At 60.1% G+C, this 20606-nt stretch carries 20 protein-coding genes; 10 read left to right on the plus strand and 10 right to left on the minus strand.

Annotated features, from left to right (window positions below):
- Positions 1-3 precede the first annotated feature (3 nt).
- The 4 genes from FJV80_RS07970 to FJV80_RS07985 form a co-directional block, all read right to left on the minus strand.
- Positions 4-1134, minus strand: a complete 1131-nt coding sequence (locus FJV80_RS07970; protein WP_142876064.1) for an amino acid ABC transporter permease — start codon at positions 1132-1134, stop codon at positions 4-6.
- Entirely contained in the window at positions 1131-2333 is a 1203-nt protein-coding gene (locus tag FJV80_RS07975) for an ABC transporter permease subunit (protein WP_246688927.1), read from the minus strand. The genes FJV80_RS07970 and FJV80_RS07975 overlap by 4 nt, the downstream gene beginning before the upstream one ends.
- Positions 2334-2393: 60 nt before the next feature.
- On the minus strand, positions 2394-3428 hold the full coding sequence (locus FJV80_RS07980) for a transporter substrate-binding domain-containing protein (RefSeq protein ID WP_142876065.1): 1035 nt from the start codon (positions 3426-3428) through the stop codon (positions 2394-2396).
- A gap of 251 nt (positions 3429-3679) precedes the next feature.
- Entirely contained in the window at positions 3680-4603 is a 924-nt protein-coding gene (locus FJV80_RS07985) for a LysR substrate-binding domain-containing protein (RefSeq protein ID WP_142876066.1), read from the minus strand.
- Between the two features lie 119 nt (positions 4604-4722).
- Between FJV80_RS07985 and glyA the strand changes: the two genes are divergently transcribed.
- The 6 genes from glyA to FJV80_RS08015 all read left to right on the plus strand — a co-directional run bounded on the left by glyA (position 4723) and on the right by FJV80_RS08015 (position 13012).
- Entirely contained in the window at positions 4723-6003 is a 1281-nt protein-coding gene (glyA, locus tag FJV80_RS07990; protein ID WP_185975159.1) for a serine hydroxymethyltransferase, read from the plus strand.
- Between the two features lie 41 nt (positions 6004-6044).
- A complete protein-coding gene (locus FJV80_RS07995; RefSeq protein WP_142876067.1) occupies positions 6045-7373 on the plus strand; it encodes a D-serine ammonia-lyase in 1329 nt (442 codons plus the stop codon).
- Positions 7374-7391: 18 nt separating this feature from the next.
- Entirely contained in the window at positions 7392-8276 is an 885-nt protein-coding gene (folD, locus tag FJV80_RS08000; RefSeq protein WP_142876068.1) for a bifunctional methylenetetrahydrofolate dehydrogenase/methenyltetrahydrofolate cyclohydrolase FolD, read from the plus strand.
- A gap of 10 nt (positions 8277-8286) precedes the next feature.
- A complete protein-coding gene (gene purU / locus FJV80_RS08005) occupies positions 8287-9180 on the plus strand; it encodes a formyltetrahydrofolate deformylase (RefSeq protein WP_142876069.1) in 894 nt (297 codons plus the stop codon).
- Positions 9181-9214: 34 nt separating this feature from the next.
- Complete coding sequence (locus tag FJV80_RS08010) at positions 9215-10537, plus strand: aminotransferase class I/II-fold pyridoxal phosphate-dependent enzyme (protein ID WP_142876070.1); 1323 nt, start codon at positions 9215-9217, stop codon at positions 10535-10537.
- Between the two features lie 705 nt (positions 10538-11242).
- Positions 11243-13012 carry an AIPR family protein gene (locus tag FJV80_RS08015; protein ID WP_142876071.1) on the plus strand — a complete coding sequence of 590 codons (1770 nt, stop codon included), beginning with the start codon at positions 11243-11245 and terminating at the stop codon, positions 13010-13012.
- A gap of 21 nt (positions 13013-13033) precedes the next feature.
- Here FJV80_RS08015 and FJV80_RS08020 read toward each other — a convergent pair whose 3' ends face one another.
- Positions 13034-13522 (minus strand): hypothetical protein, encoded by a 489-nt coding sequence (locus tag FJV80_RS08020; protein WP_185975160.1) that lies wholly within the window; start codon positions 13520-13522, stop codon positions 13034-13036.
- A gap of 209 nt (positions 13523-13731) precedes the next feature.
- Here FJV80_RS08020 and FJV80_RS08025 point away from each other — a divergent pair, with 209 nt between their 5' ends.
- The gene (locus tag FJV80_RS08025) at positions 13732-14844 is read left to right on the plus strand and encodes an acyltransferase (protein ID WP_142876072.1); all 1113 of its coding nucleotides are present in this window, start codon (positions 13732-13734) and stop codon (positions 14842-14844) included.
- Positions 14845-14940: 96 nt separating this feature from the next.
- Here the strand turns inward: FJV80_RS08025 and FJV80_RS08030 are convergent, their stop codons facing one another.
- The 4 genes from FJV80_RS08030 to FJV80_RS34460 all read right to left on the minus strand — a co-directional run bounded on the left by FJV80_RS08030 (position 14941) and on the right by FJV80_RS34460 (position 17439).
- Positions 14941-15462, minus strand: a complete 522-nt coding sequence (locus FJV80_RS08030) for a hypothetical protein (protein ID WP_142876073.1) — start codon at positions 15460-15462, stop codon at positions 14941-14943.
- Positions 15463-15505: 43 nt separating this feature from the next.
- A complete protein-coding gene (locus tag FJV80_RS08035) occupies positions 15506-16477 on the minus strand; it encodes a DUF3592 domain-containing protein (protein WP_179295897.1) in 972 nt (323 codons plus the stop codon).
- A gap of 145 nt (positions 16478-16622) precedes the next feature.
- Positions 16623-17252 carry a methyltransferase gene (locus FJV80_RS08040; RefSeq protein WP_246688928.1) on the minus strand — a complete coding sequence of 210 codons (630 nt, stop codon included), beginning with the start codon at positions 17250-17252 and terminating at the stop codon, positions 16623-16625.
- A gap of 19 nt (positions 17253-17271) precedes the next feature.
- On the minus strand, positions 17272-17439 hold the full coding sequence (locus FJV80_RS34460; protein WP_185975161.1) for a hypothetical protein: 168 nt from the start codon (positions 17437-17439) through the stop codon (positions 17272-17274).
- Positions 17440-17543: 104 nt separating this feature from the next.
- On the opposite strand from FJV80_RS34460, the gene FJV80_RS08045 reads away from it, so the two are divergent.
- The 3 genes from FJV80_RS08045 (at position 17544) to FJV80_RS08055 (ending at position 19456) form a co-directional block, all read left to right on the plus strand.
- Positions 17544-18455 carry a LysR substrate-binding domain-containing protein gene (locus FJV80_RS08045; protein WP_142876074.1) on the plus strand — a complete coding sequence of 304 codons (912 nt, stop codon included), beginning with the start codon at positions 17544-17546 and terminating at the stop codon, positions 18453-18455.
- 31 nt (positions 18456-18486) lie between these two features.
- Positions 18487-18894 carry a VOC family protein gene (locus tag FJV80_RS08050; protein WP_095788138.1) on the plus strand — a complete coding sequence of 136 codons (408 nt, stop codon included), beginning with the start codon at positions 18487-18489 and terminating at the stop codon, positions 18892-18894.
- Between the two features lie 373 nt (positions 18895-19267).
- Positions 19268-19456: a hypothetical protein gene (locus tag FJV80_RS08055; protein ID WP_095770320.1), complete on the plus strand. Its 189-nt coding sequence runs from the start codon at positions 19268-19270 to the stop codon at positions 19454-19456.
- A gap of 33 nt (positions 19457-19489) precedes the next feature.
- Here FJV80_RS08055 and FJV80_RS08060 read toward each other — a convergent pair whose 3' ends face one another.
- Complete coding sequence (locus FJV80_RS08060) at positions 19490-20563, minus strand: GH25 family lysozyme (protein ID WP_095770321.1); 1074 nt, start codon at positions 20561-20563, stop codon at positions 19490-19492.
- Between the last annotated feature and the right edge of the window lie 43 nt (positions 20564-20606).

Consider the following 20606-nt stretch of genomic DNA (forward strand, 5'->3'; position numbering starts at 1 on the left):
CCGTCATCGGCTGCCGCGGGCAAGATGTGCTTCGAGTTTGCGGGCGAGGAAGGTAATGATCGAGCCGACCAGGAAGTAGGTCAGGAACAGGAACGAGTAGACCTCATAGGTGCGATCGCCGTAAGCCGGATTGGCGAGAATCATCTGCCCCGCGCGCAGAAAATCCGTAAGGCCGATGATGAACACCAGCGGCGCCGCGTTGAAGATGTCCAGCACGTTGCCGACCAATGCCGGCACCACCACGCGCAACGCCTGCGGGAGTACGATCGAGCGGTTGATGTCGAACTCACTCATGCCGACCGAGCGCGCAGCCTCGACCTGGCCGCGCGGAACCGCCTGCAGCCCGCTGCGGACATACTCGGCGACATAGGCGGAATAGAAGATCGTAAACCCGATCATGCCACGTGCGACGTCTGCCAGGCTGAGTTGAGGGGTCAGCACGGGCACGAGAATCCAGATCCAGTAGACGACCAGGATCAGCGGCACCGAGCGCATCACCTCAACGTAGCCGGTGCAGATCAGCCTTACGCTCGAGAACCGGCTTCGACGGCCGAAGGCCAGCAGGATACCGATCGGCAAGGTTACGATCGACGTAACCAGCGTCAAGAGCATGCTGAGCAGAAGGCCACCCCAGAGGCCGACGCCCGGGGGCGCCATGACCGCGAAGATTGCGATGATTACCACACCGGCGCCGGGGATCAAAAACTGCCGTGCGGCGACGAAAGTGGACATCGCATACCAGGCCGCACCAAAGGCTGCCAGAACGGCTGCAACATATCCGCCGGATGCGAACCCAAACGCGGCGCTCAAAACAACGCAAATCGCGGCCAGGGATGCAAAGAGCAGACCGTGTCGGCGCTGGAAAGCAAAAATGCAGCCAAGACCGGCGCCAAGAAGCAGCGCTATCAGCAGGACCGCTGTCCAGGCACGCCAGATCTGGTCCGCTGGAAAAATACCCGTCATGAGGACGCGGAAGCTGATAGGGATGATGTCCCACTGCGCGGTGGTGAGAGCCCATCTGACGGCGCTGAAAATCAACCAGATTACAGTCGGAATCACAGTCAACGACAGCAGAGCGTCAAAGGGCCTGCCGAAGAGGTTGTGCCGCGACCATCTGAGCGAATAAGCGATCATCGCACGGCTCCCAAGCGGTTGAGGCGGCGGTCCACCAGCCCGACGAGCGCGCTGACGATCCAGCTCAGGATCAGGTAGGTAAGCATCACGATGATGATGCCTTCCAAGCTGTGGCCGGTCTGGTTGGCGATGGTCCCGTAGATGTTGAAGAGGTCCGGGTAGCCGATCGCGATGCCGAGCGCGGTGTTCTTGGTCAGGCTGATATACTGGTTGCCAAACGACGGCAGGACCACGCGGAACACCTGCGGCAAAACGATGTCATTCACGGTGTTCTTGCGGCTCAAGCCTAGCGCGGCCGAGGCCTCCCACTGTCCCTTTGGCAAGGCGTCGATGGCGCCGCGGACGATTTCCGCGATATAGGAGGCACTGTTGAAGACGATGCCGAGAAGCAGCGCGGCCATCTCCGGGCTCACGTTCATACCGCCGCTAGCCTTGAACTTGTTGGCGACGGGGAAATCCACGGCCACAAAGCCACTGACCAGCAGGGCAACCGCCGACGCGACTGCCACGGCAGCGCAGATCCAACGGGCGCGGTGGTCGAAAAGAAGGCCGAGCAGGGCCACGAACAAAGCCGTCAACAAAGCCAGCGGCAGCATGCCCTCTCCGCCTTGCCAGGCCAGGGCGGGTAGATACAAACCCTGTTGGCTGAGGACGACGCCATAAAATTTGGCGGCGTTGGCAATAGGCGGAAATTGAAGGACCACCGCGAAATACCAGAATACGATCTGGATCAGCAGGGGGGTGTTCCGAATGAATTCAACAACCCAGAAGCAGAGGTTGCGGACAACCCAGTTGGTTGACAGCCGCCCGACCCCCAGCAGGGTGCCAAGAATCGTGCTGAGAACAATGCCAAGGATCGCGACCTTTAAGGTGTTGATCAGGCCGGTTACGAACGCCTGGGCAACGCTCAGGTCCGGTGTGAAGTCCATAAACCCAAACGGATTCAGCACCAGGGTCTTGCCCTCGCTGATGTCAAAACCGGCTGCATTCCACAGAAAGGCATAGGTAAAACGGATGCCGCGGGCGGCAAGGCCGTTGTTAACGGTAAAGCCGAACAGGACCACCAAAGCGATGGCCGCGATGACCACCGCCCATTGAGTAGCCTCATAGCGAATGCGATTGCGGCGGCGACGTGCGGCGAGCGAAACTTCGTCCGCGGCCGGTGTGCCCGCCTCTGTCTGATGCAGCGTCATCGTCATGTCCCGGGCCGCCTGTGATGGAGGTCGGGGCGAACCATCCGCCCCGACCGGTTCGGCAGGTTAGTTCCAGAGCGGGGAGTAAATCGCGCCACCCTGGGTCCAAAGGGCGTTCGCGGTGCCTTTGCGATCCAGGTACATCTTGGTTTTGGGGCCGAGATTCCGGTCGTAGATCTCGCCGTAGTTGCCGACAGCCTTGACCGCCTGCGCATTGAAATCGTCCGGCAGGCCAAAATCCTTGCCGAAGCCGCCGCCTGCGCCCAGGAACTTCTGGACGAATGGGTCGTCGCTTTTCAGCTTCTCCGCAAGGTTGGCCTGAGTGATGCCCGACTCCTCGGACTGGAACAGGCCGAAGCTGATCCAACGCAGCGCGTTGCGCCACTTGGAATCATTCGCGGCGACGAAGCCCGCAAAAGGCGATTTGTCGAGAATGTCCGGCAGGATTACGAAGTCCGCCGGACTGGCTGAGTTGCCTGCCCAAGCGGCAAGCGCCGAGCGGTCCGTGCTCATGGCGTTACAGCGTCCTGAGTTCAGGGCCGCGAAGAGCTTCTCGAGGTTTTCGTAGGTCAGGACCTTCGAGCCAGTCCAGCCGCGCGCTTTGAAAGCGGCACTGAGGACGGTCTCGGTGGCCGAGCCTTGGGTGGTGCAGAAGGTAGCGCCGTTAAGCTCGTCGAACTTCGCTATTCCGGCCTCCTTCTTCACCATAACGCCCATGCCGTCGTAGAAATTGATCGGCAGGAAGTCGATCGCGATGGCCGATTCACGCGCAGGCTTCATGGTCGTGTGGGCGAATACGACGTCGACCTGGTTAGTGGTTACAGCGTCGAAGCGGCTCTTGTCTGTCACGGTGACGAATTTGACCTTCGAGGCATCACCCAGAACGGCGGCGGCGACCGCCTTGCAGAAATCGACGTCCAGGCCTTCCATCTGACCGGTTGCTGTATTGAGGTAGCCGAAGCCTGGCGCAGTGTTGTCGGTGCCGCAGTTTAGTGTTCCGCGTTCCTTGACGGTATCAAGTATCGACGCAGCCGACGCCTGGGTGGCACCGATTGCCAGACCGGCCAGCGCTGTTGCCGTGAACAGTGTCAGAAATTTCATCGCATTCCCCTGTGGTATATGCTCCACCGATCGCGGAGCTCCCATGTTCGTACCGATGCGACGGGTGGAAGCCGGGGCTTTCTTTGAACCGATGTATCTGCCAGGCTCCGGTGTTCGGGAGCTGCAGGGCTCTGCCCATCTCACTCGGTCCTGAAACCGTAGGAATGCGCTTCATTCAGGTCTACTTAATTCTCCTGTACTATTAGATTAGCAGAAGTGGCGGATAGCCAAAATGCTTCGGCCTTTCGCGATCACGATGCTGCCGGCGGCGACAAGGGCCAGTTCGTCGCGACCTGCGCCTGGACCTGGCTTATGAAAGCCTGCAGGGTCGGACTCCGCTTTTCACCCTGACGGAAAGCAAGGAAAATGCGGCGCCGGATCTCAGGAGCAAGCCTGCACACCCAGACATCCTCAAGGTCATGGCTCGCGCGCAAACCAGGCAGAATCGAGATAGCGCACCCCTCGCGGATAAGGGCCACGGTGACCTCAAATCCCTTGCAGCGCGCCGTGATCTGCGGGGTGAAGCCCACCGCAAGGCAGGCGTCGGTGAGCATCTTGGTGTAATGGCTGGACGCCGTGTCGATCACCCACCGCTCCTCCTTCAGATCCTCTAGCGTGACGGTCGGCCGATCGGCCAGACGATGCTTCTGCGGCACCATGACGTTGAAGACATCCTCGATGAGCGGGACGGTTTCGACATTAGGGTCGAGCGCTCCGGCCGGAACGTTCAGGTCGTCGATGATCGCGACGTCCGTCTGCCAGCTCCTCAGCGCGGCCAGGCTCTCCTCCGGCTCCATCTCATCGAACTGGATGGTCAGCCGCGGATAAAGACGCGAAAGCTCCCTGATGGTGGAGGGCATCAAAGCCGCTGCAACCGAAGGGAACGCGGCCACGCGTAGCTCGCCAGCGATGATTTTTTTGATCTCCGCGATATCGGCGCGGGCGGCTTCGAGCTCGGCGAAAATGCGGTTCGCGCGCTGGACCAGTTGCTCGCCGGCAACGGTGAGGCTGACACCACGCCCCCGGCGCTCGATCAGGGTTGCCTCGAGCTCCTGCTCCAGCAAGGCAATCTGCTGCGACACCGCGGACGGCGACACCAAAAGGGCTTCGGCTACCGCCGCCATGGTTTTGCGTACCGATAGCTCACGAAGCGCGCGCAGGCGGCTGAGGTCCATGGATAACTCCCGTCGACACTAATACGTTAGCTGCCCTAATGATATATGCAAGGAGTATTCACTTTATCTGAATGAAAGCTGCAGCTACCGTCTTGGGTAGCCGCCTATGGAGGATCTCGATGACGATGCCGCAGCGCACTCACCAATACTTCCACGCCAGCCTCGCCGAGCGCGACCCGCTGGTGTTCAACGCGCTGGAGGGCGAGAAAAAGCGCCAGCAGGGGCAGATCGAACTGATCGCCTCCGAAAATTCGGTCAGCGCTGCCGCCCTCGAGGCTCTCGGCTCGACGATCACAAACAAGACCGTCGAAGGCTATCCTGCCAATCGCTTCCACGGCGGTGCGGACTTCGCAGACGTCGTTGAAAACGCGGCCATCGATCGCGCCAAGAAGCTCTTTGGCTGTGCTTTCGCCAACGTCCAGCCACATTCAGGCACCCAGGCCAATCAGGCCGTCTTCTTCGCTCTTTTGCAACCCGGTGACGTCGTCCTGAGCCTGGATTTGGCCGCCGGCGGCCACCTTAGCCATGGCGCGAAACCGAACCAGTCCGGTCGCTGGTTCAACATCGTATCTTATGGTGTGGATCGCGACACCGGCCGGATCAACTACGACGATGTCCAGAGACTTGCCGAAGAGAACAAGCCGAAACTCATCATCTCTGGCGGCTCGTCTTATCCGCGTGAATACGATTTCGCCCGCATGCGCGCCATCGCAGACAGCGTGGGCGCCGTCTACCTGGTGGACATGGCCCATTTCGCTGGTCTGGTCGCCGGCGGCGTGCACCCCTCGCCCATTCCAATTGCCGACATCGTCACCTGCACTACCACCAAGACTCTGCGGGGCGCACGCGGCGGTCTGGTGCTCACCAATCGTGAAGACCTCGCCAAAAAGATACAGTCGGCCGTGTTTCCGGGTGTTCAGGGCAGCGCCCACCTCAACGTCATCGCAGGCAAAGCGGTCAGCCTGGGCGAGGCGCTCACGGACGAGTTCAAGACCTATGCTGCAAACGTCAAGGCCAACGCTCAGTTGCTGGCGGCAACGCTCCAAAAGCGTGGGGTGGCGATCATCAGCGGTGGAACCGACACGCACCTGGTCCTAGTAGACGTATCGTCGAAGGGCCTTACCGGACAGCAGGCGCAGGACCTGCTGGGAGCGGTCAGCATTACGTCGAACAAGAACCCAATCCCGTTCGACAGTGCACGGCCATCCGAATGGAAGGGCCTCCGCCTCGGCTCGTCGGCAGGCACGACCCGTGGCTTCGGTCCGGCAGAATTCGAGGCCATCGGCAACATGATCGCCGATCTCTTCGACGCCGAGGCAGCAGACACGAGGGAGGCCACGGCCGCGAAGGTTCGGCACACCGTCGCCGAACTGTGCAAGGCCTTCCCGACCTACAGCTGAAGCCAGTCCTTCGCTCCACACGATCAATCAGAGGCATGGGTATGAATATCCGACTCCCTGATGACCCCGCTAGGTCCGACGTCCTGGCAGCCCGCCCTACTCTATGGCTCAATCCGAACCTGGTAGCGGACGGTATTGCGTCGTCCGCATTGCCTGTTCGGCAGTGGCAGGTGACCGAGGCGCAGGGGAATTGGGAACGCCTGGCGCCCGTGCTGCAGAGGCTTTTCCCCGAACTCAAGCAAAGTCAGGGCCGGATTCGCTCCGACCTGATCGATGCCAGAGAGCTGGCTGACGCCTTGGGTGATGACGAGGCAACGTTGGGGCGTCTGTTGATCAAGGCCGACAACAATCTGCCGGTCGCGGGGTCGATCAAGGCCCGCGGCGGAATCTACGAGGTGGCGATGCATGCCGAACATCTCGCCCGTGAGCACGGCGTCGTCCGAGGTGACGGGCTAGACTCTCTGACTGGGGAAAAGGCGCGCGCCTTGTTCGCCTGGCATACAATTGCCGTCGGTAGCACCGGCAATCTGGGCCTAAGCGTCGGCATCGCCGCCCGCGCGCTAGGTTTCCAGGCGGTGGTGCACATGTCGTCGGATGCCAAGGCATGGAAAGTCGAACGGCTACGACGCCTTGGCGTCCAGGTTGTCCAGCATCCCTCAGACTATACCCAAGCTGTCGAGCGCGCACGCGCGGAGGCCGAGGCAGACCCGCTTGTCTATTTCGTCGACGACGAGCGGTCGCAGCATCTGTTTTTCGGATACAGCGCCGCCGCCCACGAGCTCGCCGACCAGCTTGCTGCACGCGGCGTCGACGTAGATGCTGAGCATCCGCTTTTTCTGTATCTGCCGTGCGGCATTGGCGGCGCGCCGGGTGGCGTGACTTACGGCGCCAAAGCGGTATTCGGCGACAATGTCCACTGTTTCTTCGTCGAACCGGTTCAATCACCCTGCGCGCTGGTGCACATGATGAGCGGGTCAGACAAGCTGGTATCCGTCTACGATGTTGGCCTGACCAACAAGACCGAAGCAGACGGCATGGCGGTGGCTCGTATGTCGGCTTTCGTTGCCGAGGTCATGCGGCCGCTGCTTTCGGGTATTTTTACAGTCGACGACGACGACCTGTTTCGTTGGCTGTATCTCGCGAAGACCAGGCTGGCTATCCAGCTCGAGCCCTCGGCGACCGCGAGCTTCGCCGGTCCGGGTTTCATCGCCAATTCGCCGGCCGGCCGGACATACCTGAGCAAGCACGTGCTGGAGGCCAGCCTGCCGAACGCGACCCATGTCCTTTGGACCACGGGCGGTGCGTTCGTTCCTGCCGAGCAGTTCGAGATGTTTCTCGAGCGTGGCGCGCAGCTGACCCAGAACCCCTAACCCATCTCGGATATAACGATGCACCAGTCCTTCGGCGCCGCACTTATTGACGGCAAGGGTTTTGCCGCCAGGCTCCTGGCCCGGCTGAACCACGATGTACAGCTGCTTGAGAAAGAGACCGGCACCGTGCCGGGCTTGGCGGTGGTGCTGGTGGGGGAGGATCCGGCCAGCACCATTTATGTGGCTTCAAAACGCCGCCAGACCGTTGCGGCCGGTATGCGATCGTTCGAGCACCGGTTGCCGACCACCGTGACTGAGAGCGAGCTCCTCGCCCTTATCGCAAGCCTGAATGAAAACCCAAGCGTCCACGGCATTCTCGTGCAGCTGCCGCTCCCTGCCCACCTCAGCGCCGGCGTCGTCATCGACGCTATTGATCCGGACAAAGACGTCGACGGCTTCCATGTCGCGAACGCCGGACGGCTCGCCACCGGTCAAGAAGGGCTGGTTCCCTGTACCCCGCTCGGCTGCTTGATGCTCTTGAAGGAGCAGCTCCTTGATCTGGCCGGCCTCAACGCGGTCGTGATCGGCAAGTCCAACATCGTCGGCAAGCCGATGGCTCAGCTACTGATGGCTGAGAACTGCACGGTCACCGTGGCGCACTCGCGAACCCGGGACTTGGCGCAGCTTTGCAGGATGGCGGACATCTTGGTCGTGGCCGCAGGCCGGCCCGGCCTGGTGCGCGGTGACTGGATCAAACCCGGCGCCACCGTCATCGACGTCGGCATCAACCGTGTTGAAGAGACCGCTGGCCGGCCCGTCATCGTCGGAGACGTGGCGATCGAGGAGGCCGGCCATGCCCGTGCCATCACGCCTGTGCCGGGGGGTGTGGGACCCATGACCATTGCCTGCCTGCTTGCCAACACCGTGACCGCGTTCCGCCGTCAGCAGCAGATAGGGAGCTAGGAAAATCCCGATGGACAAGTTCCCCAAAATCACACTCCGCGTGACCTGTCATTCGGTACGCGGCATCTTTGCGGCCATCGGCGCGTTCCTCAGCGAAAACGGTTGCAATATCCGCGATTGCGCGCAGTTCGACGACTCCGAAACCGGCCGCTTCTGCATGCGCCTAAGTTTCCGATCTGAATTGGGGCGCACACTCGAGGAGTTGCGCGAAGCTTTCGAGCCGGTCGCTGCTAAATACAGCATGGAGGCGGAATTCCTGGATGAAGCCGCCAAACGCAACGTTCTCATTCTGGTGTCACGCTTCGGCCATTGCCTGAATGACCTGCTCTACCGGACGCGGATTGGCGCGCTGCCGATGAATATTGTAGGCGTGATCTCGAACCATCTCGACTACCAGAAGGTGGTGGCCAACAACGACATTCCCTTCCACCACATTCGCGTGACAAAGGAGAATAAACGTGAGGCGGAGGCGGCACAGATGCGCATCGCGGCCGAGTCAGGGGCTGAGTTGATCGTCCTCGCCCGCTACATGCAGGTTCTGTCCGATGAGATGTGTCAGAGGTATTCGGGCAGGATCATCAACATCCACCATTCCTTCCTGCCCAGTTTCAAGGGTGCGAATCCCTATAAGCAGGCGTTCGAGCGCGGGGTGAAGCTGATCGGCGCCACCTCCCACTATGTCACCGCGGATCTCGACGAGGGTCCGATCATCGAACAGGACATTATCCGCGTCACTCATGCCCAAAATGGCGAAGACTACGTCAGTCTGGGTCGCGACGTGGAAGCTCAAGTGCTGTCCCGGGCCATCCATGCGCACATCCACGGCCGTGTATTCCTGGATGGCAACAAGACGATCGTGTTCCCCCCGTCGCCCGGATCCTATGCATCAGAACGTATGGGTTAACGGCGCTGACCTTAGGGGCCAAGAGGAGATCAAAATGCCCTCACTTGCAAAGAGACCATGGGTACCCGTAGCGAGCGAGGAGTACGTCCAGCGTCTTGGGCGCGAGGTCAGTTCGCAGCGCGCCGATGCGATTGCCTCTGCCATCCAGGCTGCGATCGATGAGAACCGGACCATACATGTCCACGACTGTATCAATCTGAACCCGGCCACCAACATCATGAATCCGAAAGCCGAGGCCGCATTGAGTGCGGGGCTCGGCTCGCGGCCTTCGCTTGGCTATCCCGGAGCCAAGTACGAGATGGGGCTGGAGGGTGTCGAGAAGATCGAAGTCATCGCGGCCGAACTAGCTGCAGAGGTTTTCGGCGCTCGCTATGCGGAGATCCGGGTCGCGTCGGGTGCCATCGCCAACCTCTACGCCTTTATGGTGGCCGCCAAGGCGGGCGACAGCATCATCGCGCCGCCCCCGTCGATCGGCGGACACGTCACCCATCACGCGGCCGGCAGCGCCGGCATGTATGGCTTGATCACACACCCCGCACCGGTGGACGCCAAAAATTACACGGTTGATGTGGAGGCTCTGCGCGATCTGGCACGCAAGGTGAAGCCGAAGATGATCACCGTCGGCGCCAGCCTGAACCTCCAGCCGCACCCCGTCCGGGAGATCCGTGCCATAGCCGACGAGATCGGTGCGCTCGTGCTGTTCGACGCCGCGCACCTCTGCGGCCTGATCGCCGGGAAAGTCTGGCCACAGCCGCTGGAGGAAGGCGCACATCTGATGACGATGTCGACCTACAAGAGCCTGGGTGGACCTCCCTCCGGTCTGATCGTGACCAACGACGCGGCTATCGCGGAAAAGCTGGACAAGATCGCATTCCCCGGGATGACGGCCAACTTCGACGCTGCGAAATCGGCATCGCTCGCACTCACCCTGCTGGACTGGAAAACCCATGGTGTGGCTTACGCCACGAAAATGGTATCGACCGCGAAAGCCCTCGCCGCAGCACTGATAGAGCGGAACGTTCCGGTGTTCCAGGCAGCGAACGGTCCGACACAGTCCCACCAGCTGGCGATTGAGGCAGCGGGGTTCGGCGGTGGCCAGACCGCGGCAAGGCGGCTGCGCCGTTCTAATATGCTGGCATGTGGGATCGGACTGCCGGTGGGTTTGATCGCGGGCGACATGAACGGGTTGCGGCTGGGAACACCGGAAATAGTGCGCTGGGGGATGACCGAAGCTGACATGCCAGCGCTGGCGTCACTAATTGCTCGCAGCCTGCTCGGCAACGGGCTACCCGAAGACATCGCACACGATGCAACTGCGTTCCGCCGACGTTTCGTGCAACTGCATTACGTCAATTGAGCGGCTCCATCGCTGTGCGCCAGGCCGTGGGCTAGCCAGCTCCGGCAGATCGCTACCGCGTGGTTTCGACCGTGCGGACAATGTCTGCTTAGAGCCGACGCAAATCTGACCTCAAGGTCCGATATTAGGCGCGGAGCTGCCATTCGCGCCAAAAATTGCCGAACTCAGCCTTCAGAGGCCAGTCAGCGCTCCATCTGATGCTGCGCGGCGAGATCTCGGCCCTCGCTGCGCTCCGCGAGCGGCTCGGCACGAATCGCAGCGAGTGGTGAGCGGGCCGGCGCAGCAGCAGCCTTCCCGCTACGGTACAACGGAGCAAAGGTGCCGAAGCGTCAGTGTGATGGGTACAGCGGAAATCGCGGCTAGACTGCTCGCGAATGCGCTGCTGGAGCGCCTGCAAATCTGCGATTAGGAAACGCGGGTAAGTGCGATCAGATGGCCTTCGGCCACGAACCGCTGCAAGCCCGCTAGCCTGAACCTGAGCAATCCACACGCTATCGCCTTTTCTTCCGCGGGTCGCAGCCGCAGTCAAGTGCGTCCTGGTCCCGCTCGGAAACATACGGCTCAACCGACCTCTAAGCCGAGGAGAGACAGAGACGTGGCTTCCGCGGCGGAACGCCGTCCATCCAAGGATCGGAAACTGCCCCCGAAAACCTTCGCGGGACACTCAAGGTTACAACTTTGCGTCTGGGAGAGTCACAACTTTGGGTGTGGATTTTCTTCCTAAAAAATTCCCCAGGGATTTCAATAAGATCCAAAGGGGCAGAGTCACAACTTTGCCTCTCGTATCAATTGAGCCCAAAAGTCGTAAATGCAACGACGCCGACAATCCTAGATTTCGGCGTCGTTGAAAGCGGCATACGGGAACGTGAGAGCGCCAGCGTCTCGCGCAGCGATGCATTCACTAGACTTACGTTAGAAACTGTCTTTGGGCTACCTCAACCAGAAGTCGATGAGTATATCGTTGACGGCTTTGATGACCGTGGCATCGACATTGTCTATATCGACCACGACAATCGTGTAATAAATATCGGGTCATGCAAGACGGTTGTCTCATATAAAAATTCCCGTAAGAATTTCCCCGGCGATGAAATTGATAAAATAATCTCTTTTGTTGAAGACGTCGTTCTTAATCGCGAGGATATGCTCAAAACATGCAACGGCCCTCTAGCTGCAAAAGTTAGGGAAATATGGGATATTTTTGCAGAAGAGAGTTATCGGATTTCGGTTCATCTCTTTTCAAACCAGGCCACGCTTCAAAGAGATGCTCACAACCGACTAGTTGAAGCTCTGAGCCGTCACGAAATTTCCCTGTTCGAATATGGATTATTCGAGCTATCTCATGGTGTCGTAAAGGCCACTAAGCCTCGGTTCAAGAAGAAGATCGTTCCGTCAGATGATGCCGCGTTCAGCGTAAAAGAGGCCAACAAGCGGGCTGTCATGCTGAAGGTCTCGTTGAAGGAACTGACTCAGTTTCTCAGCGCAGAAAATCAAACATTCGACGAGCGATTAATCTGGCAAAACGTTAGATATTTCCTTGGCTTGGATAATGAGGTCAATAGGGAAATCCGCGAAACATTACTGTCCGGACAGGCAAGCGATTTTTGGTTCTTGAACTCCGGTCTTACAATCGTTTGCGAACAGATTGTTTCAGTAGCGAACGGCCGACACCCTATCACGATGGTAAACCCTCAGATCGTGAATGGCTGCCAAACAGCGACTGTAGTTCATGCGGTTTCGACCGGAACCATGGCCGACCTAGACGACGGCTATGTTCACGTGAAAATCATCGAAACGAACGATAGTACATTTATCGAGCGGGTTGCCCTCGCAAGCAACACGCAGAGCCGCATCTTGAATCGCGACTTGCGAGCAAACGACAACATACAGCGCCAACTTGTTGAGTGTCTTCGGCCTCACAACTATTTCTATATTAGAAAGCGCGGAGAGAACGCACCTCGTCCAGGAATGAGGATGATCGATGCGGCGAGAGCAGGCCAGCTCGTCCTGGCGTACCTTTGCGGCGAACCGACGAAGAGCAAAACTAATTCGAATGATATATTTGGCGACCTATATGAGGAGGCATTCAATCCTCATGCGGTAACGCCCGAGATAATTATCGCGGCGCACGAATGTTATTCCGTGATCGAGCGTCGCAGAAAAGAAATCCTGGCCTGGCAGGCATCGGTTACTCGAAATTCTTTTGAAGAATCATGGCTGATCGAAGGCCATTTTCATTTGCTATTCGTCATTGGGGAACTCATGCGCCGGGCTTCCATTCCGTTGTCAGAGACGACAATAGCCATTGGCTTGATTGAGAAGGCAAGCAGCATCTTGAGGACCTTTGTCGAGCGGAATCAAAAAGTTGCAAACTATCGACTCTTCCGTTTGGCTAGATCTCGGGAGGAAATCCTGAAGATCATCGACAATAACTCCAAGCCGGATGAGGCTAACCCAGTTCAGATCGAGCTGTTCTAACATTTAGGATCGGCTCAGCGCCTACTGCACCCGCAGCGTCTGCTCGTCGAACAACGGTTCGTCCTGCCCGACCCGGACAAGCAGCATCCTTCCGCCCCTCACCCTCCGGCACCTCGAAATACTGGATGCCGTCGGCCATCCCGCCCCAGTCGCCGCAGGGTGGCTCCGGGACCTGATCGGGGTTGGCAAGCGCTTCAGTTCTTTCGCATAGGCGGCATCGGGGCTGGATGTGCAGCGCTTGACGCCGGCAGGCATGGTGCCTTCCGTGTAGGGCGCCGGTACGCAGCGGGCGCTGACGGTCTTATCGGTCTTCTCCAGGAACAGGCGCTGCACGGCGGCCTCGGCGGTTTCGCCTGACTTGATGTCGAACACCTCGACCAGCGGGTCGGCCGCGCCGCCATCGCTGTATTTGATAGAGAGCGCGTTGCCGGCGAATTCGAAATGGATCTGGCGGAAGCCGAAGTCGCAGCGGTGCGCCCAAGCGGCAAGGCCGATCGTCTTGTCGCCCATATTTTCCCAGACCACGCGCATTTTATTGTGAGAGCGTTGTGAACCTTCGGTCCCGTTCTGGCGAGGCTGAACTCATGCAAACGCACGATGATTTAGCCCGAAGCGACAAGCACTATCGATAGGCGCTCGATAGACCTCTCTGTGACGCCGAAGCCTTGGGATCAGGCTTTTGGTCAGGGTCAAAGGGCCCTGTATGACGAGGAGGGGCAATGGAAATGGTTGGCAACACCAACTCATCGCGCCTGGCATCACTCGACCTTCTACGATTGATCGCAGCCTTGGCGGTTGTGTGCTTTCACTACCTTTATCGGGGACCGATTGCCGGAGATGTCGACGCTGGATATCCTGTGGCTGCCCCGTTTGCCATCTATGGCTATCTCGGTGTCAATCTGTTTTTCCTGATCAGCGGTTTTGTCATCACGTGGTCGGCTGAGGGGCGAAAGTGGCAGGATTTCGCCGTCGCGCGCTTCGTGCGGCTTTATCCTGGATTTCTGCTCTGCATGACCTTGACGTTTGTCGTTCTCTCGATCGCCGACAACCCTAGATTTCCGACAGATTTTTCGACCTATGTCGCCAATCTTTCCATGTTCGCCCGGGCATTCGGCAGGCCGTCCATGGACGGTGTCTACTGGTCGATCATGCTCGAGATCGTATTCTATGGCTGGGTTGCGATGCTTATTTTTGCGGGTGCCTTCCAGCGTTGGAAGTTGGCGATCGTTGCCATCTGGCTCGTGATTTCGGCAGGAAATGAGCTCTTCTTCGGGAACACGGCGATACGAATTTTGCTTATCACAAGCTACGCGCCTTTTTTTGCCGTCGGCATTTTGGCCCAACAGGTTGTCGCAAAAGGTCGTTCGCCGGCAGCGCTCATCCTTCTTGTCGCAGCGTTCCTGTTGTCGTGCCAGACGATCACATTCAATCAGGGCTGGATGCAGGAACATTACGGAACGGCCATTCCCTATCCCGCTCTCCTGGTCGCCAATGGATTTGTCTTTGGGATTTTCGCAGGTGCACTCCTGATCCGCTCCCGCGTGGCCCCTTCGAAGACCGTTCTGATGCTCGGCGGATTGACTTACCCACTTTATCTTCTGCACCAGTACATAGGTTATCTCTCTCTCAACGCGCTGGCCCCGTTTATCGGCAAGAACGCTGCGTTCTTTGTCGTTTTGCTCGCGGTGCTCCTTGCCTCCTTCTTGATCTGGCGCTTTGTCGAAACGCCGCTACGCAAGCCGCTTATCCGCGGTTTGACGTCCGCCATCGATCACATCGCATCGGCAGGATCCGCGCACGCCAGAAGGAACCGCCCAGTGGCGCGGACTTAGCGTAACCTTCGCAGGCGAGACAGGAGGTGGGTCGCCAGCGGCAGGAGCACTGGTCTAGGCGCCTGCACGCAACGCAACCTGATCGATCTCACGACGCTAGTCATCGCTGCACCCTGTCAGAATGAAGGCATCCCAGGCCGAGCCGTCCGGATTGGCGTTGGCGAAATCGGCCCATTCGGTGAAAGCCACACCGAAATCGGGCAACAGCAGCCCTTTCGGCGCCGGCGTCGCTTCGCGCGAATTCAACTGTTCGGCCCCGCCGCCGGTCAAGGCATAGACCTGACCGTCCCATATCCTGCACAGTCCGCTGCTATCCTGCAGGCCCGCTTCGCGATCATCGTCGGTGCAGGCGTGGCGGATGGTGCCGAGCGGAAAGGAATTCTTGCCGTTGGTCCAAGTGATATCGGCCGGCAGGTTTTTATCGGTGTTTGGCACGCTCAGCGAGAACACCTGCGCCGTCAGCGCCGCCGGCTCACTGTCCAGCGGCCGGAATTGCAGAACCGCGCCTGAGCGCGGCTCGCGGTAGGTGGCGTGGCTCAGCAGGCATTCCTTGGCATTCGTCACCTGGATCGGGCCGAGCAGGCCCAAGAAAACGCAAGCCAGTTTGCGAACGATCACTGGATGTCTCCGGGAAAGCGTTGTCGAAGCCAAAAATTCGCCCTCACACCAGCCCGACCAGAAAGGCGGCGCCGCCGAGAAATCCTGCCGAACAGACCCACAGCAGCCAGAGCCCGCGCACCCGGCATTCGAGCACCGCCGAGCCAGGGTTGGCGGGATCATAGTGCACGTCGACCTTGCTGCCCTCGGCATAGCTTCGTGCCTGGCCGCTGACGAGGCCGGGCAGCGAAGCCGTGACCGTGGCGCCGAAGGTGACGCGGTCGGCGCTGTAGCGCTGGCCAGCGACGCCATAGCTGTAGACGATGCGGGATTTGAAAACCGAGCGCCAGGGTTGATAGCTTGAATGGGTCCGCAGCGCCTGCAGGCCTGAGGCATCGATGCGGCCGGCGGCGACCGGCCATTTTGCCGCCTGCTCGGCAAGCGACTTCTGGGCAAAGCCCATGCGCAGAGCGAACAGGCCCATGAACAGCAGCAATGCGCCGGCGCCGAGGTTTTGCGGCTTGGGCAGATGCGGCCGGATCGCCTCAAGCACGCCGCCGATGGAAAACACCAGAACCGCCGTGCCGATCGCCAACCCGGCCGAGAGCTGGAACATGAACTTGAAGGCGCCGTCCGGCATGGTGCGCTCGATCACGGCCTTGCTCGGATCGGCCGGATTGTAAAAGACGGTCACCTCCGCATCGCGGGGAAACTGCGCAAGGGTTTCGCGGACTTCAAAGTTCCCCAAATTTTCCTTCACGCTGTAGCGCGAGCTTTGAAATTTCTTGCCGCCGACCTTGTATTCGAAGGTGATGGCCGGGAAATTGCGCATCTCCGTGGTATCGATGCTGTCCGAGCCAGCGCCCGAGCTTCTGACCTCACGCGCCTCGACGCGCGACGAGATGATCTTTCCCGGCGTCGGCAACCAGCGGCTCAGCGCCTGCACCTCCCGCCATTTCACGATAGTGATGAGCGACAGCATGCCGGAGACCGCGCAGGCAAAGCCGACAAGCAGAAATTTGAGTTCCAGCTCCACCCTGATCCCCCCCGGAGTGCAGGAACAGGCACTAGACAGCACTGCGGCGGCAATGTCTCGCTTATTCGCAAAGTCGAGAGATGAGCGGCCGGGCGTAACGCGCGCCCTCTCCTTCTCCCCTTGCAGGAGATGGAAGAAGATCCCTTCACGACGGCCTGACAGCCAGGAAGGTGTTCCATTCCTCGCTGTTGCGGCCCACGTTGAAATCGTCCCTGAGAAGGACCAGCCCGGCGGCTTCGAGACGGGCCGCGAAGTCGTCCCGACGCCACAAGACCGTATGATAGCTGCTGTCCGTCTCGCCATCGCCGTTGCGCATCGATACGAGGAAGGCGCCGCCTGGCCGCAGCGACCGAGCTATCCTGGCAAGCACCTGGTCGGTCTGGTCGCGCGGCACATGGATCAGGACGGCGAGCGCCAGGACGGCGTCATAGGGGCCGCCGAGATCGTCGGTGAGGAGATCGAGAAGCTCACCATGCTTGCCGCGCGTGGCCTGCAGCTCGAGAAACCGTTTTGTCGCGTCGGTGCGGCGAACCTTGACACCCAGGCCCTCCAGAAAGTCCGCATCGTAGCCCGCTCCCGACCCGACTTCCAGAATCCGGCCTGACGTGCCAGCAATCGCCGCAAGGCGCTTCAGCGATGCCTGCTCTCTGTCGTTGGGAACATGCCGCACGATGGCATCGTAGTGATCCGCATAATCCTCGTAGGCACTAATCGTTTGACGGCTCTTCGCCAGGGCCTGCGACAACACATCCATCTTGCCCTTCCTTGTATCCATGTGCGCCAAAAAAGCTTCTTCAGCGAATGGTGCCGGGAGGCTCGTGTCCGTCGAGGACGCCGATGTCGCGCAGGAAATGATCCGACAGCGAACGCTGGTCAAGCAGGCCGCGCCTGCGGGGCCTGAACGGAGCGGTGAAGAGATCGAGCATCGGGCGACGAAGCGTGTCGTAGAGGGTGGTGGTCATTGCCCTGTCCTTTCGTGTTGGAGTTGATGACCAGAGCATGCCTGTTCGCGGCCTTGGCTTCCAATCGAACGTCGCGTACCATGCATCAGGAGGACTGATGCGTCATGAGTTGGGAACTACCACCATTGGGGGCTATCAGGGTGTTTGAAGCCGCCGCGCGGCTGGGCAGTTTCACCAAGGCGGCCGAAGAACTCGGCATGACCCAATCGGCGGCCAGCTATCAGATCAAGGTTCTGGAGGAGCGCGCCGGAACGCCACTTTTCATAAGAAAAACAAGGCAGATTGCCTTGACCGTGGCCGGACAACAGCTGGCGCCGCATGCATCCGGGGCGTTCTCGGCCCTGGCCGATGCATGGGTCGCCACAAAGGGCGGAGCGACCGGAGTGCTGTCGGTGACGACCATGGAAACCTTCGCGACGAACTGGCTGGCCGTGTGGCTTGGAACATTCCAGCTGATGCATCCAGACCTTGCCGTGAAGGTCAATACATCGCCCCGGCTGGTCGATTTCACACGCGAGGACATGGACATCGGGATCCGGACCGGCGCCGGAAATTGGCCCGGTCTGACCGCGCACTATCTGTTCAAGGCCGACTACACGCCCATGCTCAGCCCAAGACTGGCCGAAAGCGTGGGCGGCATCCGCCAGCCCGAGGATCTCTACAAGGTGCCGCTGTGCTGCGCCGACGATCCTTGGTGGAAGATCTGGTTCGAAGCCGCCGGCCTACCCTTCGAGCCCGATCGCGTCATCGCAGGTCCGATGCTGGGGTCGCAGGCCTACGACGCAATGGCGGCTTTGACCGATCGGGGCGCGGCCATCCTCACCCGCAATATCTACAGCGCCCTGCTGGCGAAGGGCCAGTTGATACAGCCCTTCGAAGTCGTCGGATCCGACGGCGACGGTTATTGGCTGGTGCACCTGGAAAGCCGACGCAACGTGCCGAAGATCAAGGTGTTCCGGGATTGGGTGCTGGCCCAGACCGCCGAGATTCGGGCGCAGGAAGAGCGCCAGACTTAGCTTACAAGGTTCACGCGCAACAGAGGACCAGATGATCGATCACATAACCATCGAAGTGTCCGACCTGGAGAAGAGCAAGCTCTTCTACGAACGCGCTTTCGCGCCCCTGGGCTATTGCCTGTCCTTCGGCAAGGAGGGCGTGTTCTGGGCTTTCGACGTCGGCAGTGGCTGCCTGTTCGAGATCCAGCGAACAGGCGAGGCGCCGCCGCTCACCCATCTGCATGTTGCCTTCCGCGTCCGCAGCAAGGCAGAGGTCGATGCGTTCCACCAGTCGGCGCTGGCAGCCGGCGCCCAAGACAATGGCGCGCCCGGCCCGCGTCCCGATTATGCGGAGAATTACTACGCCTGCTTCGTACTCGACCCCGATGGCTACAACATCGAGGCAATGATCAACGAGACCGCGGCTTCATCCAAGGGCGCCAATACGAGTCGAGGATGACGGGCATAATGAATCTCGCCTCTCTGCGCCCTCGGCCACGGTCACCTGCGCACGGCATCTGCCGATCGGTTGATCCAGATCAACGCGGATGCATCGCCCGTGCGGTCTCCTTGCTCCTTGGCCATCGTCCCAGGGAGAACGAACGTGTCGACTTACGACCTCATGGTTATCGCCGCAGTCCTGTTCAGCTTCGCATCATTTTCCGCGGTTCTGGCTTTTGCCACCTTCGACGAATCGCGTCGCCGTCGTCCAAAATAAGGCGGTCGGACCGGTTGGATGGGCGACCATTCACACGACGAAGTGATATAGGTGCAATTTGACGACGGATCGGATCGAATGAGAACGTCTGGAAGATAGCAACCGGAAAACGGACATGAGCGACGAAAACGAGGACGACACCGACATCGTCAACCAGCTCGCCTATGTCAGAGCGGATCCCACCCAGCACGATACGATTACGCTTCTCACCATGATCGATGCCGCGATTGCCGAGATCATGGCGTTGCGGAGAAAGCTGCGGCTGAGCGAGGACAGGAATGGCGGGAGCAACCAGCTCCAATAGGCGGCAGGACCTGAACGGATGGCGACGCGAACCCTAATCCGCGTCGGCCATCATCTGACGGCCGCCGCCGCCGGCCCAGGCGCGCCATTGCCGCTCGTCGCCATGGAAGACGTTGAGGTCGACGCGGCCGGTCACGCCGTGCGACAGGCCAGATCCGGAATACTGCCAGAACAGCCATTTGCGGCCGGGATAGACCTTTGACGGGTGCCGCGCCACCGCGCGCAGCCAGAACGGGTAGTCGAGGAAAGCGCCCTGGAGGTTGTCGCGATAGAAATCGGGGGCGGTGTATATGATCGGGCGCTGACCGTAGTGACGTTCAAGCTTGTCCATGAACACCTGCATCTTCTCCAGCACCTTTTCACGTGACGGGCGCCGCTTGCAGCTGGAGTCGCCGTTCCATTCGACGTCGATCACCGGCGGCAGGGCGCCATCGACCTTCGGCACGTTGCGGATGAACCAGTCGGCCTGCTCGCCGGCGGTGCGGCACCAGTAGAAGAAATGATAGGCGCCGCGCTTCAGCCCGGCGGCATCGGCATTGCGCCAGTTCCTCATGAACATCGGATCGAGATGGTCGCCGCCGTCGGTTGCCTTGATGTAGGCGAAGTTGGCGCCCTGGGCGCGCAGCTTTTCCCAGTTCACGTCGCCTTGCCAGCGCGACACGTCAACCCCGTGCACGGCAAGGTGCCGGGGCGAGGCCCGGCCGAAATTGATGGGCTTGGCATCGCGAAAACCGTAGCGCGTGACGGGGCCGGCAAGCATCGCCGGTGCGGCACGCGACAAAAGTTTCGGTGGCGAGACCAGGGCCGCGGGCTCGACGGGCGGATCGACATTGTCCGGCAATTCGGGCGCCGAAAGCGCCACGGTTTCTTCCTCCGCCAGCCCAAAGGGCCGATCAGGAGCGTCCTCAGGCGCGGCCTCGGCCAGCTTGCGAGCATTGCTGGCCTTGCTCACTGGAACGGATGTGATCGGTGCGCTTGGCCGCACCACCGAACTGGTGGTTTCATTCGACGGCTTCTGCATGTCGAGCGCGTCCATGCCCGATGTCGAAGAGCAGCCGGCGAGGCACAGCGATGCGATCACGAAACTGATGGCGCCTGGTAACCGCATCTGGACCTGTACTCAAAACACAACAGACCGAAGGCAACGACCG

Source organism: Mesorhizobium sp. WSM4310, from assembly GCF_007003935.1.
GTDB lineage: Bacteria > Pseudomonadota > Alphaproteobacteria > Rhizobiales > Rhizobiaceae > Mesorhizobium.

Excerpts from the sequence above, each read along its gene's own strand:
- FJV80_RS07975 (WP_246688927.1), bottom strand. The coding sequence starts at position 2,333 with ATGACGATGACGCTGCATCAGACAGAGGCGGGCACACCGGCCGCGGAC.
- FJV80_RS08040 (WP_246688928.1), bottom strand. The coding sequence starts at position 17,252 with ATGGATACAAGGAAGGGCAAGATGGATGTGTTGTCGCAGGCCCTGGCG.
- purU (WP_142876069.1), top strand. The coding sequence starts at position 8,287 with ATGGACAAGTTCCCCAAAATCACACTCCGCGTGACCTGTCATTCGGTA.
- FJV80_RS08010 (WP_142876070.1), top strand. The coding sequence starts at position 9,215 with ATGCCCTCACTTGCAAAGAGACCATGGGTACCCGTAGCGAGCGAGGAG.
- FJV80_RS34460 (WP_185975161.1), bottom strand. The coding sequence starts at position 17,439 with ATGACCACCACCCTCTACGACACGCTTCGTCGCCCGATGCTCGATCTC.
- folD (WP_142876068.1), top strand. The coding sequence starts at position 7,392 with ATGCACCAGTCCTTCGGCGCCGCACTTATTGACGGCAAGGGTTTTGCC.
- FJV80_RS08050 (WP_095788138.1), top strand. The coding sequence starts at position 18,487 with ATGATCGATCACATAACCATCGAAGTGTCCGACCTGGAGAAGAGCAAG.
- FJV80_RS08060 (WP_095770321.1), bottom strand. The coding sequence starts at position 20,563 with ATGCGGTTACCAGGCGCCATCAGTTTCGTGATCGCATCGCTGTGCCTC.
- FJV80_RS07980 (WP_142876065.1), bottom strand. The coding sequence starts at position 3,428 with ATGAAATTTCTGACACTGTTCACGGCAACAGCGCTGGCCGGTCTGGCA.
- glyA (WP_185975159.1), top strand. The coding sequence starts at position 4,723 with ATGACGATGCCGCAGCGCACTCACCAATACTTCCACGCCAGCCTCGCC.
- FJV80_RS08045 (WP_142876074.1), top strand. The coding sequence starts at position 17,544 with ATGAGTTGGGAACTACCACCATTGGGGGCTATCAGGGTGTTTGAAGCC.
- FJV80_RS08025 (WP_142876072.1), top strand. The coding sequence starts at position 13,732 with ATGGAAATGGTTGGCAACACCAACTCATCGCGCCTGGCATCACTCGAC.
- FJV80_RS08055 (WP_095770320.1), top strand. The coding sequence starts at position 19,268 with ATGAGCGACGAAAACGAGGACGACACCGACATCGTCAACCAGCTCGCC.
- FJV80_RS07995 (WP_142876067.1), top strand. The coding sequence starts at position 6,045 with ATGAATATCCGACTCCCTGATGACCCCGCTAGGTCCGACGTCCTGGCA.
- FJV80_RS07985 (WP_142876066.1), bottom strand. The coding sequence starts at position 4,603 with ATGGACCTCAGCCGCCTGCGCGCGCTTCGTGAGCTATCGGTACGCAAA.
- FJV80_RS08020 (WP_185975160.1), bottom strand. The coding sequence starts at position 13,522 with ATGGGCGACAAGACGATCGGCCTTGCCGCTTGGGCGCACCGCTGCGAC.
- FJV80_RS07970 (WP_142876064.1), bottom strand. The coding sequence starts at position 1,134 with ATGATCGCTTATTCGCTCAGATGGTCGCGGCACAACCTCTTCGGCAGG.